The following is a 15,456-nucleotide window of genomic DNA, read 5'->3' as shown; positions in this document are numbered from 1 at the left end:
GGGGCTATTTTTTCGTATTGTCCACCACATCCAGCACCGTTTTCGCCGCGATTTCGCCAGCCGGCTTTTCCGTCGCCATCAGCTCCGCGATGCGCTGGAATCCTTCCATCTGCGCGTCACGCGCGGGGCCGGGCCGCATTAGCCGGTCGAGCTGACGCGCCAGATGGCCGGGGCGGATGAACTCGTTGAAATGCTCGGGAACGATCACCTCGTCCGCGATGATATTGGGCAGCGCCGCGCTCCATATGGTGATATGCGGCATCAGGAAGGTCTTTCCGAACCAATCGGTCTTATAGGCAAGCACGGTCGGCACATGGGCCAGCGCCAGTTCGAGCGACACAGTGCCCGACGCGGCGAGCGCGGCATCCGCCTGCTCGAACGCCTTCCACTTGTCTTCCTCCTTCACCACGATCAGCGGCTTTACCGGCCAGTCGGCGGAGAGGGCGCGCACCATCGGCTCGATATGCGGCAGTGTCGGCAGGATGACGTGCAGCGTCTCGACCCGCTTCGAGAGCTCGGCGACGGCCTTGCCGAACGGCTCCATCAATGCCTTGATCTCCGAGCGCCGCGAGCCTGGAAGTACCAGCAGCGTCCGCTCGCCCGCGCCGGCCAGCGATTTCTCGCGGCGCATCCGCGCGGCCCGCACGTCAAGGATCGGCTGGTAACTGGCGAGACGATGCCCGGCATAGGTCGCGGCGGGACCGCTCAGCCGCTGCAAGACCTCGACCTCGAAGGGCAGGATCGTCAGCACATGGTCCACATAGGCACGCATGGCGCGGGCGCGCTGCGGCCGCCACGCCCAGACGGTCGGCGCGACATATTTGATGATCGGGATGGAGGCATCTGCCGCCCGGACCTTCTTCGCAACGCGATGCGTGAAATCCGGGCTGTCGATGATGACAAGGCAGTCGGGTTTGGCGGCGACGATAGCATTTGCCGTCTGCCGGATGCGCCAGACCAATTTGGGCAGGTTCTTGAGAACGGCGCTCAAGCCCATGATCGAGATTTCAGCCGGATCGAACAGGCTTTTCAGCCCCCGCGCCTGTAGATGGCTGCCTCCGACCCCAACGAGATTGACGAGGCGGTCCGTGCTTGCGCGCAGCGCATCGATCAGATCGGCGCCGACGATATCCCCGGATTCCTCCCCCGCGACGATTGCGATCTTTAGCGGCAACTTGCGGCCCATCGGTTCTTCCCTCTAGTCCGGTTTTGGGTCGAAGGTTTCTATGAAAAGTCCCTTACTATTCGCCGCCGCCACCGTCTCGCCGAAGCCGAGGATGAAGGTCTTTCCGGCCTCGACCGCGATGCCGGAGAGCCCCGCGCGCGCCGCATTATCCACCGTCGAAAGTCCTATCGTCGGCAGGTCGGCGCGTTCATCTTGCGTCGGCTTGGCGCATTTGACAAGCACGCCGCCTTTTTGCGGGATCCGCCGGGCTGCGCGCATATCCGCAATGCGCTCCAGCATGGCGTCGGTGCCTTCGGCGCCTTCCAGCGCCACAACGCGGCCGCCGACGGCAACAGCGCCCTGCCCCACATCGAGAACGCCGATTATGCGCGCCGCCTCGCGGGCGAGCTCGATATTGCGCCAGTCATCTTTTCCGGGCTTCTTGGCTGTGAGGGAGCGGGCGGCAGGCGCGAGCAAATCCGGCACGATCTCATGCGCGCCGACCACCTTGAAACCGTAGGATTCGACCAAGCCGATAAAGGCGCGCAGCAGCGCATCATCGCCCTTGCCGAGTGCACCAAGGATACGCGGTATGGCTGCGAGCGTAGGCCCGTCGATCCGCAAATCGGAAAAATTTGGCCGGCTGCTCACGCCACCTGCCAGGATGACATTGCGAACGCCGCCAGCCTTCAGCGCTCGGATCAGCTTGGCGAACTCCACCACGGAGATTTCCGTGTGCTCATAGCGGTAAAGCGAGGGGTCAGCATCGCCCTTGAGCGGGATGAGAAGCGGGGCCCTGCCCTGCTTCTCCAGGCTTTCGGCGACCCTGACAGGAAGGATGCCGCTGCCGGCGACGATGGCCGTGCGGCCCGTGACGTCGGCGCCGGGCGTCAACTCAGTCCTCGTCGCCATGGCCGCCAAAGGCGGTGTCGAGGGGCGGCGTGCAATAGGCGCGCTTGGTATCGACCGAGATAAAGGCAACCAGATCCGCCACTGCGGCAGAATCGGGATAAGCGGCAATAACGTCGGCGGCGCGCTCGCGAAGCGGCTTCGTGCGGTCGAACAGCATGTGGGACGCATGGCGGATATTGTGGATTTCCGCGCGCGGCATGCCTGAGCGCTTCATACCGATGATGTTGAGGCCGCCCAGATGCGCATGAACGCCAATGGCCATGCCATAGGGGATGAGATCGCTGACGAGCGCCGCAAGGCCGCCGACAAAGGCATGATGGCCGACGCGGCAGAACTGGTGGACCGCTCCGCCCCCGCCGATGATGACATTGTCGCCGATGACGCAATGCCCGCCGATCATCACATTGTTGGCGAATGTAACATTGTTCCCGAGATCGCAATCATGGGCGACATGAGCATAGGCGAGAAATGAGCAATTGTCACCGACCGAGGTATAGCCACGGCTCGAATCGGAGCCGCGATGCATGGTGACGCCTTCGCGGATCGTGCAATTTCGACCGATGATGAGCGTCGTCGGGCCGCCCTTATGCTTGCCATTCTGCGGATCGCAGCCGAGGATGGCGTGAGGATAGACCTTCGACCCCGCGCCAAGCGTGGTGGCATCGGTCACCACCACATGGCTCATCAACTCCGTGTTGTCGCCGATGACCGCGCCCGCCTGCACATGGCAGAACGGCCCGATGGTGACGCCCACGCCCAGTTCCGCGCCTTTTTCGACAAGGGCAGTCGGGTGAATGAAAGTTTCTTTCATAATTGGATGACTACTTTTCTTCGGCAATGCCGATCATTGCGGCCACTTCGGCCTCGGCCACGAGGGTGCCATCCACCTCAGCGGTGCAGGCATATCGTGATATATTGGCGCGCTGCTTCAGCTTCTTGACATGAAGCAACAACCGGTCGCCGGGGACAACCGGACGGCGGAATTTCGCATTGTCGATGGTCAGGAAATACACGACCCCCGGCTTGTCCGCGCCGCGCTGCATAATCGAGATCGCGCCGGCCGTCTGCGCCATCGCCTCGATGATGAGGACGCCGGGCATGATCGGATTGCTCGGGAAATGGCCGTTGAAATGCGGCTCGTTGATCGTGACATTCTTGATGCCCGTCGCCGACTGGTCGCCGTCGATATCGACGATGCGGTCGATCAGCAGGAACGGATAACGATGCGGCAAGGTGGCCAGCAGCTTCTGGATATCGGCTGCATTCAAACTGGCGCGCCCGGTCTCACTCATCCGAAGATTTCTCCTTCTTTGGCTGTCCGATACTGCGGAGCGCCGCGACTTCCCGGAACCATTGCTTGAACGGGCGCGCGGGCATTCCGCCCCATTTCTCGCCATCCGGAATATCGTTCATCACCCCGCTGGCCGCTGCGATCTGTACGCGCGAGCCGATGGTCAGATGGTCGGCGAGCCCGACACGGCCGCCGAGCATGGTCATGTCGCCGATGGTGACACTGCCTGAAATGCCACAATGGGCAGCGATGAGGCAATGACGCCCGATGCGTACATTATGCGCAATCTGAACGAGATTATCGATCTTGGTGCCCTCGCCGATCACGGTATCGGCAAGCGCGCCGCGATCGATCGTGGTGTTGGCGCCGATCTCGACATCGTCCTGGATGATGACGCGGCCCAGCTGGGGCACTTTTTCCACACCGCGCGGACCGGGGACATAACCGAACCCGTCCTGCCCGATGCGAACACCGGGATGCAGCTGCACCCGGTTGCCGATGAAGGCATATTGGATGGAGACACCGGGGCCGATATAGCTGTCGCGACCGATCTGGCAATTCGCGCCTATGACGGCAGTCGCCGAGACGACGGTGCCCGCCCCTATCGCCACGCCCTTTCCGACGACAGCGCCCGCCTCGACGGTCGCGCCCGGCTCGATTTCGGCGCTCGGATGGATGCTCGCATGCGGCGAGATGCCGGTTTCACCAATCCACGGCTCCGGGCGCGCGGACGACGGGAACAGCATCCGGCCCACAGAGGAAAAATCGCGATGCGGATTGCGCGTCAGCAGAACGGCGATGCCGGAGGGGATATGATGCTGCAATTCCTCGGTGCAGAGCACGGCAGCTGCCTTGAGCCCGGCGAGATTTCCCGCGTTCTTCTTGCCTTCGAGAAAGACAAGCGAATCAGAATCGGAATCGCCAAGCGATGCGAGGCGTGCGACAACACGGCTGCCAAGCGCCGCGTCACGCAGCCTCGCACCGGTGAACTCGGCGATATCGCCGATTGTCAACTGACGCGACGGCGTAAAGAAAACAGGATCTGCCATCAACACACTTTCTCTCCCGGGACTATTAGCCCCGGGAGAAAGGCAAATCTATCAGAACTTGCTCGAAATGCCGAAATTGAAGTTCTGCACCTTGTCGGTATCTTCCTTCTTGATCGGCCACGCATAGTCGAAGCGCAGCGGACCGAAAGGCGAAGCCCACATCAGGCTGATACCTGCCGAGGCGCGCAGCGCGCTGCTGTCACCCTCAACGGCGGGATCACCTGACTCCGGCTTATATTCAGTACCGTAAAGGGTCGCCGCGTCGGCAAAGACCGCGCCACGGATGCCGAGGCTCTCGGGAACGACGGGCATCGGGAACTGCACTTCGGCGGTAGCGTTTATATAGGTCGTGCCGCCGAGATAGTACCGATCGCTGCCATCTCGAGTACGCTGGAACGGACCAATGCCATTATATTTAAAGCCGCGGATGATATCCGAATTGTTCTTGAACATATCGAATATGCGCGCGCCTTCATCATCGAAGGCATGGATGTAACCACCGCCGGCGCTCACGAGACCGACAATATCGGCTTCCTGAGACAGCGTCTTGTAGTAGCTGGCCTTGACCGTCGACTTCAGATAATTCGCGTCACCACCAAGCCCCGCAAACTCCTGATTGAAGCGCGCAAAAATCCCATCGTGCGGATTCTTAACATCGTCAATCGAGTTATATGTCAGCGAATAGCTGATAGAGGACTTGATCCAGGGGCTCTCGCGCGATGCCTCGACAATAGCAGGCGCAACCTCGTTATAATTCGGCGTTCCATCCGGATTTAGGACGTCACCATCAAGCTCATATTTCTCCTGCACGTAGTTATAGGCTACGCCAGCGGAGAAATTGTCCGTGATCGGCAGGCCGAAACGGATCGTACCGCCCGTCTGCTCGACATCGTACTTGTCCTTCAGCGAATATGTCTTCCGGAAGACATCGAAGCCCGCAGAGATGCGCTGGCCGAGGAAGTAGGGCTCGGTGAAGGAGAACGAGTAGTTACGCGCGTCATCCTGACCGCCGCCCGCGCCGATGCGGACATACTGGCCACGGCCGAGGAAGTTGCGCTCCGTGATCGAGGCTTCGACCGACACGCCCGGCGTCTCGCCGCCGGTGGTGTAGCCGCCGCCGACAGAGAACTCACCCGTAGGCTTCTCGACCACATCGACAACCAGCACGACCTGATCCGGCGCGGAGCCGGGCACGGTCGAAATGTTGACCGACTGGAAGAAGTCGAGCGCATCCAGACGGCGCTTGGCGCGCTGGATCATGACCTGATTGAACGCATCGCCTTCGCTCAAATCGAACTCACGACGGATGACGTAATCGCGCGTCTTCTCATTGCCGCGAATCTCGATCCGCTCGACATAGGCGCGAACGCCCTCTTCGATGCTGTAGACGACCGAGATCGTATGATTCTGGAAGTCACGATCACCGCGCGGCTCGACCTTGGCAAAGGGATAGCCCTTGGCAGCAACAGCTTCGGTGATGTCGATAACCGACGTTTCGATGTTCTTGGCGCTATAGGCATCGCCCGTATGCGTCTTGATATCGCCGCGCAGCGACTGCGTATCGATTCCAGGAATGGTGCTCTCCACCTGAACGTCACCGAAGGTGTACTTCTGACCTTCATCAACGGTGATGGTGATGGTGTATTCGTTCGTCGCGGGATCGAGAACCGCATTCGATGAGACGACGCGGAAATCGGCATAGCCGCGATTGTAATAGAAGCGGCGCAGCGCTTCCTCATCGGCGCGCAGCTTGTCTTCGTCATAAACGTCGCCGCGCGTCAGCCACGACAGCGGATTGGTGCGCTTGGTGGAGATGACGTCACGCAGGCGGCGAGAACCGAAGGCCTCATTGCCGACGAAATTGATGGCACCGATCTTGGTGCGGTCGCCCTCGTTGATCTCATAGACCACATTGACGCGCCCCTCGCCCAGATCGATGGTACGGGCGTTGACGGTCGCATCGCTGCGCCCAATGCGGCGATAGGCATCGAGAATCGCCTCTTTGTCCGCCTCCATCTTGACGGGATCGAACGGCTCGCGCGCCTTCAACTGCACGGCGGCGGCAAGCTGCGGATCCTTGATCTTCTTGTTGCCCTGGAACAGAACGTTGTTGACGACGGAATATTCGCTGACGCTGACGACGAGTGCACCGCCGACCTGCTTGATCTGCACGTCGGAGAACAGCCCCATGGCGAAAAGGCGCTTGATCGCCTCGTCAATATCGTTGTTCGAGAAGGACTTGCCGGGCTGGATGCCGATATTGTCGCGGATCGTCGCCGCATCGACGCGCCGGTTTCCGCGAACCTCGATTCGGCTGACGACCGCCGCTTCAGCGGTATCGAACGCAATCAGGGAAACAGCGGTTGAACCGGAGGCCGCAAGAGCCACTTGCATGGCGATCGCGGAGGCGGCGCCAAAGAATTTCGAACTTGCCGTCATTGGCCTTCTGAACCTTTGTTTCTCGTTGTCCCCGGGGCGGTATCCCAGAAAAAAGCGCTTAACTCAAACCACCGTAATAACTGGTTTTTTCATACAAGCAAGCGTCACGGTCAATTTCCGTTTACTTGGCCTTGAGGCGTGACATCCGCGCCACGCCGCCGAACCACATTAGTAAACATTCCTTACCGTCTTCCTGAAATTTCCCCCCTCTCCTTTTACCCTTATCGAGCCTTTGCCTCAACAGACGAAAATGTCGTTGAACAGAACAAATGCCATGAATCCCATCACGGTGAGGAATCCCACCCTGAAGAAGACTTCCTGCACCGCCACCGGCACGGGCCGGCGCAGCGCCGCCTCAGCGGCATAAAAGACCAGATGGCCGCCATCAAGAGGCGGAAGCGGAAAAAGGTTAAGCAAACCGATGCCGATCGAAAGCATGGCCGTCAGCTGCACCAGCCAGGAAAAGCCGCGGCTCGCCGCTTCGCCCGCCATGGTGGCGATTTTCACGGGACCGCCCAACTGGCACTTGTCCTCGCGGCCTGCGAAGAATCGCGTGAAGAACTCACCCGTCCGCCCGATGATGAAGCCGGTTTCGAGCACCGCCTGCTTGACCGATTCGACGGGGCCATATTCGATCACCCGGAATTTGCCGAGCGCCTCGTTGTTGACGACGCCGATGACGCCCATCTTCACTTTGTTGCCGAGCGGATCGGTCTGCTCGAGCATTTCGGGCGTGGCGGTAAGCGTCACTTCCTTGCCGTCGCGCTCAACGGTGAAGCGAATCGGATCGCCCGCCCGGATCGAGACATAGCGCTGCACATCGGAGAAAGTGTCCACCTTCTCGCCGTCGACAGCCAGGAATCGGTCGCCCGGCACGAAGCCGGCGACCGCCGCCGGGCTTCCAGGACGCACCTCGGCCACCATCGGGTCGGCCACTACGCGGCCGTAAAGCCCTAGAAACACCGATAGGATGACAATCGTCAGGAGAATATTGAAGGCAGGACCGGCGAAAACCGTCGCCGCACGCTTCCATACCGGCTGCGTGTGGAAGGCCACGGCCCTTTCGGATTCGGTCAGCCCCTGCTCCGCCGCCTCGGATGGCGAGCTCGCAACGCCCTCGTCGCCGACGAATTTGACGTAGCCTCCCAGCGGAATCGCTGAAAGTTTCCAGCGTGTGCCCTTGCGGTCGGTAAAGCCGATCAGTTCGGGCCCAAATCCCACCGAAAACGCCCTGACGCCGATGCCGCACCACCGCCCGACGAGATAGTGCCCCATCTCGTGGACGAAAACGACGACCGTCAGCACGCAGAGAAACGGAACGATCGTCCCGATAAGCAGGCTGTTGCTGCCGAAAAGATATGAGACCACGTCTCCCAAATTTATTCTCCTGGCGAGGCATCCCGCACATGCGGACCGCCATTATATAATTAGATATCGTGCCGCAGCCTACATCCCGAAGAAAATGGCAGAAGGCACATCCGGCTCGGCGAAAATCGCCCCAATGAGGTACATGAGCACGGCAGCCGCCACAAGCCCATCGACACGATCCATGAAGCCTCCATGGCCCGGCAGAAGCCGTCCGGAATCCTTGAAGCCGAATATCCGCTTGACCCGGGATTCGGCAAGGTCGCCCATCTGCGAGACCACGGAAAGCGCGAGCGCCAGCAAGGGCACGAGAAAACCGTCCGGCGGCATCATGACCATAACGGCGAGGACGCCTGCGACGACGCCCGCCACCGCGCCGCCGATGGCGCCGGACCAGGTCTTATTGGGCGAGAATCGCGGCGCGAGCTTCGGGCCGCCTATGGCGCGCCCGGTGAAATAGGCGGCAATGTCGGTCGCCCAGACCACGGCGAAGAGAAAGATGATCGCGCCGAAGCCGAAAGGCTCATCTCCGCGCAACAGGGAGAGAGAGATTGCCGGAAGGCCCGCATAGAGAAGCCCCGCCGGCGCCCAGGCCCTCCCGGTCTTCCAGGCAAGGACAACCATCAGCACCGCGCCGAGGAGAAGAAGGCTGATGGCCGGCAATGCGCGCCCGTCCCAGAGCAGGACGGCAGCGGTGAGCGCCAGCCACGCCCAGCCGAAGCCGCGTGAGAGGGCCGTCTGGCGCGCCGCCGTCAGCGATACCCACTCATGGTATACCGCCGCGCCGATGGCGATGGCGAGCAGCGTGAACCATGTTCCGCCGACCCAGGTGACAAGAAGCGTCACGGTGCCCAGGATGATCGCCGTCACAATACGGGTCTGGAGATTGGACATGGGAAACCTTTTCCGCTGTAAGCCCTGCGCAGCTTACAGCGCGATATCCTGAGCGGGAAGCCGCGCCTCGACACCGCCGAACCGGCGTTCGCGGGCCTGGAACGTCTCGATGGCATCCATCAGATTGGCGGGCTTGAAATCCGGCCAGAAGCACGGAACGAACAGGAATTCCGAATAGGCGGCCTGCCAGAGCAGGAAATTGGAAAGGCGCATCTCGCCGCTGGTGCGGATGATGAGATCCGGATCCGGCATTTCCGCCGTGTCGAGCTTCGCGGCAATCGCCTCCGGCGTGATCGCCGATGGAGCAAGCCTGCCTGCCGCGATATCCTCGCCCAGCGCCCGCATCGCCCGCGCGATTTCATCGCGCGCGCCGTAATTGAAGGCGATAACGAGGTTGAGGCCGGTATTGCCCAGCGTCAGCGCTTCGGCTTCTTCAAGGAGGCCGAGAATGTCCGTCGCCAGCCCCTCGCGCTCGCCGATGATCCGCACACGCACATTCTTGCGGTGCAGATCGGCGAGGTCGCGGCGGATGAAGAACTTCAGCAGCCCCATCAGCTCGCTGACCTCGCTCTGAGGCCGCGACCAGTTTTCCGAGGAAAAGGCAAAAAGCGTCAGCCAGCCCAGCTCGATCTCGCCGGCCTTGTTGACGATTTCGCGCAAAGCTTCCATGCCCGCCTTGTGTCCGGCGGTGCGCGGCAGTCCCCTTGCCTTCGCCCAGCGGCCATTGCCATCCATGATGATGGCGATATGGCGCGGATTGGATATGGGCATCGCTCCCCCGTTCGAATTCCGAAGCCTGGAAAATGCAGGTCATTTTTATGCACATGATCTTATCCGAAAAGTCTGCAACTTTTCGGGATCATGCTCAGACCTGCATGATCTCCGCTTCCTTGGTGGCCAGCAGCTTGTCCAGCTCCGAAATGGTCTCGTCGGTCAGCTTCTGCACCTTTTCCGAGAGGACTCGGCTATCATCCTGACTGATATCGCCGTCCTTCTCCAGCTTTTTCAGCTGGTCCATGCCATCGCGGCGCACATGGCGGGCGGCGACGCGCGCCTGCTCGGCATATTGATGGGCAATCTTGACCAGTTCCTTGCGGCGCTGCTCGTTCAATTCCGGCAGGGGAATGCGCAGCGTCGTGCCATCGGTGATCGGGTTGAGGCCAAGGCCGGAATCGCGGATCGCGCGTTCCACTGCCCCTACCATCGACTTATCCCATACGGACACCGACAGCATGCGCGGCTCCGGCACCGAGATATTGGCCACCTGGTTGATCGGCATATCCGAGCCATAGGCTGAAACCGTGATCGGCTCCAACAGGCTCGCGGAAGCGCGGCCCGTGCGCAAGCCGCCGAGATCGTGCTTGAAGGCCTGAATGGCGCCTTCCATACGGCGCTTGATGTCATTGAGATCCAGAGCGTCGCTCATTTCTTCTTTTTCTCCCTTCAATGCGCTCTTAATCGGAAACCACGGTGCAATGTCCCTTGCCAAGCAGAATCTTGGCGAACCCGCCTTCTTCGTGAATGGAATAGACAATTATCGGAATGTTGTTCTCCCGCGCAAGGGCAACCGCGGCGGTGTCCATCACCGCCAGCCCCCGGTCGAGCACCTGCTTGTGCGTCAGCCGCTCGTAACGCTCGGCATCGGGATGGGTCTTCGGGTCGGCGGAGTAAATCCCGTCCACCTGGGTACCTTTGAAAAGCGCGTCCGCGCCGATCTCCGCCGCGCGAAGCGCGGCAGCGGAATCGGTGGTGAAGAAGGGATTGCCCGTGCCGCCGGCGAAGATGACGACCTTGCCCTGATCCATATAAGCAGTCGCCTGACGCTGCGAGAAGCTCTCGCATATCTCAGGCATGGCGATGGCCGAAAGCACCACGCTGTCTACACCGAGCTTGGAAAGCGATGTGCGCAGCGCCAGCGAATTGATGACGGTGGCGAGCATGCCCATATGGTCGCCAGTCACGCGATCCCCGCCCTTGGAGGCGACTGCCAGCCCGCGGAAAATATTGCCACCGCCAATGACAACGCCAACTTCCACGCCGAGCGCCCTCGCCTCGGCGATATCGGCGGCGATACGGTCGGCGACCGAGACATCGATCCCGAAGCCCTGATTTCCCATCAGCGCCTCGCCCGAGGCTTTCAACAGGACACGTTTATAGATGGGTGCGCCGGACATGATATCCCCTCTTTTCCCGTGGGCTTGATTGGTAATTCCGGTTCCGGATACACGAAGGGCACCGCGATGTCACGCGATGCCCTCCGAACTCACGGGAATTTAGCCTATTACTTCTTGACCGCAGCAGCGACTTCCGCCGCAAAGTCGGTTTCTTCCTTTTCGATGCCTTCGCCAAGAGCGAAGCGTACGAAGCCGGTGATCTTGGCCGGAGCGCCGATAGTCTTTTCCGCTTCCTTGAGAGCGGCTTCGACGGTCAGGTCCGGGTTAAGCACAAAAGCCTGCGAGAGAAGCACGACCTCCTCGTAGAACTTGCGGATACGGCCTTCGACCATCTTCTCGATGATGTTCTCCGGCTTGCCGGACTGGCGGGCCTGATCGGAGAAGATCGCCCTTTCGCGCTCCACGACAGCCGGGTCGAGCTCAGCCGGGGTCAGGGCGAGCGGGTTCGTCGCCGCGACATGCATCGCGACCTGACGACCGAAAGCCTGCGCTGCTTCGGTATTGCCCACCGTCTCAATGGCGACGAGAACACCCATCTTGCCGAGACCGTCGGAGACGCCGTTATGCACATAGGTCGCGACCGCGCCCTGCGGGACGCTGAGCGCCGCCGAACGGCGGAAATTGATGTTCTCGCCGATGGTGGCGATGGCGTCCTTCACCGCGTCGGTGACGGATTTGGACGTGCCCGGATAGGTCGCGGCGGCGACGGCTTCGGTGGTGCCATCGGTCGTCAGCGCCACGGCGGCGACATTACGGACGAGGTCCTGGAAGGCGTCGTTGCGGGCGACGAAGTCGGTCTCGGAGTTCACCTCGACGACGACGGCCTTGGCGCCGGACGAGGCAACGCCGACCAGACCTTCGGCGGCAGTGCGGCCCGCCTTCTTGTCGGCCTTGGCAATACCCTTCTTGCGCAGCCAGTCCATGGCGGCTTCCATGTCGCCATTGGTTTCGGCCAGCGCGGTCTTGCAGTCCATCATGCCTGCGCCGGAGAGTTCACGAAGTTCTTTTACCTGGGATGCTGAAACGCTCATTATCGCCTCTCATGAAAGCGAAGGCATACCGTCGCCGGTATGCCCACATTGCTATTTTAAAAACTATTTACCCGCTATGACGGGTGTATGAAGACACCCTTAGCCGCATGACCTTATCCAAAAAGTCTGCAACTTTTTGGGGATCATGCTCAGGCAGAAGCCTGGCCGTCTTCCGCCGGGGTCTCCAGCGCAGGCTCGATCGGAGCTTCGGCCTGAGCGCCGATATCCATGCCGAGCGCGCCCTGCTGACGGGCAATGCCGTCGAGAGCGGCACGGGCGATCAGGTCGCAATAGAGCGAGATCGCGCGGGAAGCATCGTCATTGCCCGGAATCGGATAGTCGATCTGATCGGGGTCGCAATTGGAGTCGATGACAGCCACGACGGGAATGCCAAGGCGCTTGGCTTCCTGGATGGCAATCGCTTCTTTGTTGGTGTCGATGATGAACATCAGGTCCGGGGTCGAGCCCATGTCACGGATGCCGCCCAGCGCGCGATGCAGCTTCTCGCGCTCGCGGTCGAGGTTCAGGCGCTCCTTCTTGGTGAAGCCCTGGGCTTCGCCGGCAAGGATTTCATCGAGCTTGCGCAGGCGCTGGATCGAGTTGGAAATGGTCTTCCAGTTCGTCAGCATGCCGCCGAGCCAGCGGGCATTGACGTAGTACTGGGCCGAACGCTGCGCCGCATCGGCGATGATCTCCGAAGCCTGACGCTTGGTGCCGACGAAGAGCACGCGGCCGCCGCGGGCAACCGTATCGGACACGACCTTCAGCGCCTGATGCAGCAGCGGAACGGTCTGGGCCAGGTCGATGATGTGGATGTTGTTACGGTCGCCATAGATGTAGGGCGCCATCTTCGGGTTCCAGCGGTGGGTCTGGTGGCCAAAGTGAACGCCAGCTTCAAGGAGCTGGCGCATGCTGAAATCAGGCAATGCCATTTTCTTTTCCTTTTCCGGTTGAACCTCCACGGGAAGAGGCGATCACTCGCCACCGGAGGCCAGCACCGGATTTCTCCCGGCATCAGGCCCAACCCCGTGTGTGGAATGCTGCGGCTGTTAACGGATTATGCGGGGAAATGCAAGAGAGGGCAGTAAGGCAAGGGTATCGCACAGGCGGACGAGGGCAATAGCAAAAACATATTGCCCTACTGCCCTCTGGCCTTCATCAAACCTCGACCGAGTCGAACACACGTATCTTCACCCAATTCGGATTGCTCTGCGGGATGAAGTGGTTCACATGCGCGTCGGACACCTGATAGGCGTCATGCGACTGGCGATCGGCAAACACCATAATGAAGGCGACGTCGAAATTGTCTTCATTGAAGAGATACGCCACCTGCTTGTGGCGCGTCAGATTGTGCGCCAGCACAGTGGGGAAAAAGGAAAGCTCGCCGGGATGGTTGGCGAGATATTTTTCCCCAAGCTCCAGCTGCTTCTGCACGGCGGCGGGGCTTTTGTCCTTAAGCGTAATGTAGATGGTGTGGTGAATACGGCCATTGCCGGTGCTTGCGGCACCCTTGGTCGTGCTTTTCGCGGAAATGTTCATGAATCGTCTCCTTTGCAGGACGATCAAAAGAAGCGAAGCACACCATATCTATGTCGTTATTTCCCAATAGCCACCATGATCTGAACAAATACTGGTGATTTCCAGAACAGACCGCCATCCCCGGATCGCCAGGAATGACGGCCGCGAGGCTATTTCTTGCAATCGCCCGCCTTCTGCGACTGGTCGAATATCTTGAGATCGACAAGCGTACCCTTGATGGAGAAATCGCCGTAATCCATTTTCAAATCGCGCGTGATGCCGTTGCGGTAAAGCTTGAAATCGATGCGGTAGACCGGCAGGCCTTCCTGGTTTTCCTTATCGTCGAAATAGGCGATATTGACCGGCCAGACCTTCTCATTGGCAAGCTTGCCCATGGCCTTCGCTTCGTCGCTATCGATGGATACTTCCGGCTTGCCGACCACGATGGTGGTGTCCGAAACCCGGTCCGCATCCTCCGAGCCGTCGAACATCGTGGTCTGGTAGAACACCTCGCCCGCTTCGGCCTTGGCAATCAGTTCTTCCATATGGTGAGTCGGGAATTGCGAGCGTTCCAGCGTGACTTTCTTCGATTCCGGCTTGGTGAGCGAAACCTCGGTCGCGTTCGGCGTCAGTGTAGCCTCGCCGCGCACCTCCTTGCTCAGTTCCTTGTCGATGAACGTCTTATTGACGAAGTTGAACTGCTTGCCATCACCGGATTCGTATGTGGTGGTCTGTTGATCGGTGAGGCGCGGGGGCGCCTCGTCCATGTCGATGCGGGTCACAAAACGGAAATTGGTGGTATAACCCTCGCAGACCGAGCCGTTGAATTCGTAAACCATGCGGCCGGTCAGCCCGGAGATGCCGGACTTGTCGTCGGCCCTGTCGAGCTGGAGATCGTAAACGGCGCGGTGAGGAACGAGAACGACGGGGTTCGCGGCGGCCACTGGAAACGGAGCAAACATAAAACCGGTGAGGCTAGCGGCGGCAGCCAGAACACTTATCGAACGCATTAAGGATTCTCCGTTTCATTGACGGCACATCATAAAAAATCTCATGGCGGAAGCGAGGCAAAAATCGCAACCTCCACTGAACTTGCATGATTCTGAAATTCGGCACGCGCACGAATTTCGGAATTAAATATAGGAGCATATCATGAGCAATACCATCGAGATGCGGCTTGCCGGCCTCGGCATCACCATTCCCGAGGCGGCGGCGCCAGTCGCCAATTACGTGCCTTATTCGCAGTCCGGCACGCTTCTCTTCACGTCAGGGCAATTGCCGCTGGTCAATGGTAAGCTCGTGCATGAGGGGCTGCTGGGCGGCGAACTGACGGTGGCGCACGGGCAGGAAGCGGCACGCGCGGCGGCGATCAATGTGCTGGCGCAGGCCAAGGCAGCGCTCGGCGACCTGGCCCGCATCAAGCGCATCGTCAAGATCACGATCTTCGTCGCCTCGACGCCCGATTTCGTCGAGCAGCACCTCGTCGCCAACGGCGCATCCGACCTCTTCGTCGCCGTGCTTGGCGATGCCGGGCGTCACGCGCGCTCCGCGGTCGGCATGGCCTCCCTGCCCTTCAATGCGCCGGTCGAGGTCGAAGCAATTATCGAGGTCGCCTGAT

16 protein-coding genes are annotated in these 15,456 nt (G+C 60.4%); 1 reads left to right on the top strand and 15 read right to left on the bottom strand.

Features of this window, described 5'->3' with window-relative positions:
- Positions 1 to 4 precede the first annotated feature (4 nt).
- The 15 genes from lpxB to ACOWVG_RS10480 form a co-directional block, all read right to left on the bottom strand.
- The gene (gene lpxB, locus ACOWVG_RS10550) at positions 5 to 1,186 is read right to left on the bottom strand and encodes a lipid-A-disaccharide synthase (protein ID WP_420962029.1); all 1,182 of its coding nucleotides are present in this window, start codon (positions 1,184 to 1,186) and stop codon (positions 5 to 7) included.
- A gap of 12 nt (positions 1,187 to 1,198) precedes the next feature.
- Complete coding sequence (locus ACOWVG_RS10545) at positions 1,199 to 2,077, bottom strand: LpxI family protein (RefSeq protein WP_420962027.1); 879 nt, start codon at positions 2,075 to 2,077, stop codon at positions 1,199 to 1,201.
- Positions 2,061 to 2,888, bottom strand: coding sequence for an acyl-ACP--UDP-N-acetylglucosamine O-acyltransferase (lpxA, locus tag ACOWVG_RS10540; RefSeq protein WP_420962025.1), 828 nt, complete (start codon positions 2,886 to 2,888; stop codon positions 2,061 to 2,063). Before lpxA ends, ACOWVG_RS10545 begins: the two co-directional genes overlap by 17 nt.
- Before the next feature lie 10 nt (positions 2,889 to 2,898).
- Positions 2,899 to 3,369, bottom strand: a complete 471-nt coding sequence (gene fabZ / locus ACOWVG_RS10535; protein WP_420962023.1) for a 3-hydroxyacyl-ACP dehydratase FabZ — start codon at positions 3,367 to 3,369, stop codon at positions 2,899 to 2,901.
- Entirely contained in the window at positions 3,362 to 4,417 is a 1,056-nt protein-coding gene (gene lpxD / locus ACOWVG_RS10530; RefSeq protein ID WP_420962021.1) for a UDP-3-O-(3-hydroxymyristoyl)glucosamine N-acyltransferase, read from the bottom strand. Before lpxD ends, fabZ begins: the two co-directional genes overlap by 8 nt.
- Before the next feature lie 51 nt (positions 4,418 to 4,468).
- Positions 4,469 to 6,856, bottom strand: a complete 2,388-nt coding sequence (bamA, locus tag ACOWVG_RS10525) for an outer membrane protein assembly factor BamA (RefSeq protein WP_420962019.1) — start codon at positions 6,854 to 6,856, stop codon at positions 4,469 to 4,471.
- Positions 6,857 to 7,093: 237 nt separating this feature from the next.
- Positions 7,094 to 8,233 (bottom strand): M50 family metallopeptidase, encoded by a 1,140-nt coding sequence (locus ACOWVG_RS10520; protein WP_420962017.1) that lies wholly within the window; start codon positions 8,231 to 8,233, stop codon positions 7,094 to 7,096.
- Between the two features lie 69 nt (positions 8,234 to 8,302).
- The gene (locus ACOWVG_RS10515) at positions 8,303 to 9,115 is read right to left on the bottom strand and encodes a phosphatidate cytidylyltransferase (protein WP_420962015.1); all 813 of its coding nucleotides are present in this window, start codon (positions 9,113 to 9,115) and stop codon (positions 8,303 to 8,305) included.
- Positions 9,116 to 9,148: 33 nt separating this feature from the next.
- Positions 9,149 to 9,886, bottom strand: coding sequence for an isoprenyl transferase (locus ACOWVG_RS10510; RefSeq protein ID WP_420962014.1), 738 nt, complete (start codon positions 9,884 to 9,886; stop codon positions 9,149 to 9,151).
- Positions 9,887 to 9,980: 94 nt separating this feature from the next.
- Positions 9,981 to 10,541, bottom strand: a complete 561-nt coding sequence (gene frr / locus ACOWVG_RS10505; RefSeq protein ID WP_420962012.1) for a ribosome recycling factor — start codon at positions 10,539 to 10,541, stop codon at positions 9,981 to 9,983.
- 28 nt (positions 10,542 to 10,569) lie between these two features.
- Positions 10,570 to 11,289 carry a UMP kinase gene (gene pyrH, locus ACOWVG_RS10500; protein WP_420962010.1) on the bottom strand — a complete coding sequence of 240 codons (720 nt, stop codon included), beginning with the start codon at positions 11,287 to 11,289 and terminating at the stop codon, positions 10,570 to 10,572.
- Between the two features lie 107 nt (positions 11,290 to 11,396).
- Positions 11,397 to 12,320 (bottom strand): translation elongation factor Ts, encoded by a 924-nt coding sequence (gene tsf, locus ACOWVG_RS10495; protein WP_420962009.1) that lies wholly within the window; start codon positions 12,318 to 12,320, stop codon positions 11,397 to 11,399.
- A gap of 149 nt (positions 12,321 to 12,469) precedes the next feature.
- The gene (gene rpsB / locus ACOWVG_RS10490; protein WP_420962007.1) at positions 12,470 to 13,252 is read right to left on the bottom strand and encodes a 30S ribosomal protein S2; all 783 of its coding nucleotides are present in this window, start codon (positions 13,250 to 13,252) and stop codon (positions 12,470 to 12,472) included.
- Positions 13,253 to 13,478: 226 nt separating this feature from the next.
- Positions 13,479 to 13,859: a hypothetical protein gene (locus tag ACOWVG_RS10485; protein ID WP_420962005.1), complete on the bottom strand. Its 381-nt coding sequence runs from the start codon at positions 13,857 to 13,859 to the stop codon at positions 13,479 to 13,481.
- Between the two features lie 149 nt (positions 13,860 to 14,008).
- Entirely contained in the window at positions 14,009 to 14,848 is an 840-nt protein-coding gene (locus ACOWVG_RS10480; protein WP_420962003.1) for a cell envelope integrity EipB family protein, read from the bottom strand.
- 142 nt (positions 14,849 to 14,990) lie between these two features.
- Here ACOWVG_RS10480 and ACOWVG_RS10475 point away from each other — a divergent pair, with 142 nt between their 5' ends.
- Positions 14,991 to 15,455: a RidA family protein gene (locus ACOWVG_RS10475; protein WP_420962002.1), complete on the top strand. Its 465-nt coding sequence runs from the start codon at positions 14,991 to 14,993 to the stop codon at positions 15,453 to 15,455.
- Position 15,456 lies beyond the last annotated feature (1 nt).

Source organism: Brucella sp. IR073, assembly GCF_049065735.1.
GTDB lineage: Bacteria > Pseudomonadota > Alphaproteobacteria > Rhizobiales > Rhizobiaceae > Paramesorhizobium.
The sequence above is the reverse complement of the archived record's forward strand: the minus strand, read 5'-3'. Positions and strand labels throughout refer to the sequence as shown.

Excerpts from the sequence above, each read along its gene's own strand:
- fabZ (WP_420962023.1), bottom strand. The coding sequence starts at position 3,369 with ATGAGTGAGACCGGGCGCGCCAGTTTGAATGCAGCCGATATCCAGAAG.
- ACOWVG_RS10475 (WP_420962002.1), top strand. The coding sequence starts at position 14,991 with ATGAGCAATACCATCGAGATGCGGCTTGCCGGCCTCGGCATCACCATT.
- ACOWVG_RS10515 (WP_420962015.1), bottom strand. The coding sequence starts at position 9,115 with ATGTCCAATCTCCAGACCCGTATTGTGACGGCGATCATCCTGGGCACC.
- ACOWVG_RS10510 (WP_420962014.1), bottom strand. The coding sequence starts at position 9,886 with ATGCCCATATCCAATCCGCGCCATATCGCCATCATCATGGATGGCAAT.
- rpsB (WP_420962007.1), bottom strand. The coding sequence starts at position 13,252 with ATGGCATTGCCTGATTTCAGCATGCGCCAGCTCCTTGAAGCTGGCGTT.
- pyrH (WP_420962010.1), bottom strand. The coding sequence starts at position 11,289 with ATGTCCGGCGCACCCATCTATAAACGTGTCCTGTTGAAAGCCTCGGGC.
- ACOWVG_RS10545 (WP_420962027.1), bottom strand. The coding sequence starts at position 2,077 with ATGGCGACGAGGACTGAGTTGACGCCCGGCGCCGACGTCACGGGCCGC.
- bamA (WP_420962019.1), bottom strand. The coding sequence starts at position 6,856 with ATGACGGCAAGTTCGAAATTCTTTGGCGCCGCCTCCGCGATCGCCATG.
- ACOWVG_RS10480 (WP_420962003.1), bottom strand. The coding sequence starts at position 14,848 with ATGCGTTCGATAAGTGTTCTGGCTGCCGCCGCTAGCCTCACCGGTTTT.
- tsf (WP_420962009.1), bottom strand. The coding sequence starts at position 12,320 with ATGAGCGTTTCAGCATCCCAGGTAAAAGAACTTCGTGAACTCTCCGGC.
- frr (WP_420962012.1), bottom strand. The coding sequence starts at position 10,541 with ATGAGCGACGCTCTGGATCTCAATGACATCAAGCGCCGTATGGAAGGC.
- ACOWVG_RS10485 (WP_420962005.1), bottom strand. The coding sequence starts at position 13,859 with ATGAACATTTCCGCGAAAAGCACGACCAAGGGTGCCGCAAGCACCGGC.
- lpxD (WP_420962021.1), bottom strand. The coding sequence starts at position 4,417 with ATGGCAGATCCTGTTTTCTTTACGCCGTCGCGTCAGTTGACAATCGGC.
- lpxA (WP_420962025.1), bottom strand. The coding sequence starts at position 2,888 with ATGAAAGAAACTTTCATTCACCCGACTGCCCTTGTCGAAAAAGGCGCG.
- lpxB (WP_420962029.1), bottom strand. The coding sequence starts at position 1,186 with ATGGGCCGCAAGTTGCCGCTAAAGATCGCAATCGTCGCGGGGGAGGAA.